This window comes from Streptomyces sp. NPDC059785, from assembly GCF_042732375.1.
In the GTDB taxonomy this organism is placed as follows: Bacteria; Actinomycetota; Actinomycetes; order Streptomycetales; family Streptomycetaceae; genus Streptomyces.
Genome location: NZ_JBHWHV010000131.1, coordinates 1 through 1,725, shown reverse-complemented (window position 1 = coordinate 1,725; position 1,725 = coordinate 1). Strand labels below are relative to the sequence as shown.

Annotated in this window: 1 protein-coding gene and 1 pseudogene; both read left to right on the top strand. The window is 70.0% G+C overall.

Going from position 1 to position 1,725, the window contains the following annotated elements; all coding sequences use genetic code 11:
* Nucleotides 1-501: 501 nt before the first annotated feature.
* A complete protein-coding gene (locus ACFV6E_RS42780) occupies nt 502-1,098 on the top strand; it encodes a helix-turn-helix domain-containing protein (protein WP_385469172.1) in 597 nt (198 codons plus the stop codon).
* A 25-nt stretch (nt 1,099-1,123) separates the two neighbouring features.
* Nucleotides 1,124-1,725 (top strand): annotated as a pseudogene (locus ACFV6E_RS42775) (hypothetical protein); the annotation flags it as partial.

Genomic DNA, 1,725 nt, shown 5'->3' with positions numbered 1-1,725 from the left:
ACACAAGGCCTTCGGCTACCTCACCCCGGCCGAGACCCGACGGCGACACCGACACGCCCTCGCGGCATAACCATCAAGTGTCCAAGATCACGGGGGAAGCTTCAACCACCCGCCCGACCACGAGCAACACGATCAAGGGATCACTTCAGAATCATCGGATTCGCGAAGGGTTCTTAGGTAGGCCCGGTAGCGGAAGTGTTCGGCCGGCTCGCTGTGCGGGGTGCCGTGGTGGTTCATGCGGCCTGCTCCTGTCGCTCGACCAGTTGATTATCAGCGGACGTTCGCCGTCACATCGAACGAGGGAACCGCAACACCCGCACGGGCGCGGTCGTCCGGCCCGCGCTCCGAGCAGCCCCTGTCAAGAGAGGCCCGCCGCCGGTGTTCTGCCCGGCTTCAGGACCCTCTGTGCTGCGAGCGGTGCTGTTTGACTGCCTGACCCGGCCTCGCTACGCTTCATGCGTCATCAGATATCGGAGTTTGGATGAAGTGGGAGAGTGGCGGGTGCTACTGACGACCGGGCAGGCCGCGGAAGAACTCGGTTGTGCCATCACCACTTTCCGCCGTCTCATCCAGGCCGGGCTGCTGCCAGGCCTTGCCCGCCGCGGCGTGCGCGTCATGATCCCGCTTGACGTGGTCCAGGCCCTGAAGGAACGCCGGACAGCACCGCTGGGGCAGATGGAGACCTCAGAGATTGCGGTTCTGCGGGTTGATACGGCGCAGCGGGCCGATGAGCCGGATCGTGACTGGATCGGTTTCGCCGCGTCACTTGGCGCCGAGGATGTGCTGAAGGCGCTGCGGGGGTGGTGGCGTTGTGACGCGGCGAGTGTGGCGGCCGGGGGAGTGCTGCCGGTGACCCTGTCCGGCTACGTCGTGGCCGTCCTGACCGGGCTGGAGCGGTGGGAGCGGAACAGCCAGGGCCGGCATGCCTTCCCCGCCGCCCGGCTGGCCGGTCACGTCACCGACCTGGCTGAGCCTCACGTCATCCTGACCTCCCCTGTGACCGAGGACCGCCGGCTCGCCACGGCGCTGCTGGGCACCCGGCTCGCCTCCCACTCCGGCGGGGCCATCGCCTACGTTCCAGCCCATTCCGCCGTCTGACCTCCGCCCGGACAGGAAAGATCCGATGGACGCACCGAGTTACACCGCAGCACTCGCCGAACTGCGCACCGTGCGGGACGAGATCAAGAAGGCCCGGGCGGTGCTGGCGAAGCTGGAGGCCGACCGGGACAAGCGGATCGTCCGCCTGGCCGCCTATCCCAAGGCCAAGGCCGAGCGGATCGCCCCGGCCGCCGGGCTGAGCGTGGCCGATGTCGTCACGGTGGCCCCGGCCCTGGCCCCCGACAGCCTGACCGCAGACGACACACCCCCGGCTCAGCCAGCCGCCGCCGACCCGGCCGCCTCCTCTTCGGCCGTTGAGCCTGCTCCCGCCCCGGCACCTGCCGCGGCGGCTCCGGCGGCGACGGTGCTACACACCGTCGCCGCCCAGCCCGCCGCTGTCCCCGACTGCGCCGCGGAGCCCGCGCTGGGCCGGCCGGACGCCGCACCGCCACAGCCGCGCGCTCTGCCCTCCATCCCCGAAGGCGGCACCGGGGATGCATGGTTCGCCCACACCGCCGGTCTGGCCTCCACCCGGCCGAACTTCACCCAGCAGGCCCGCAGCACGGTCTTCCTGGACGCCGGAACCGGCGTGTTGGTGCACCGCCAGCAGACCCATCGCCTCGACCT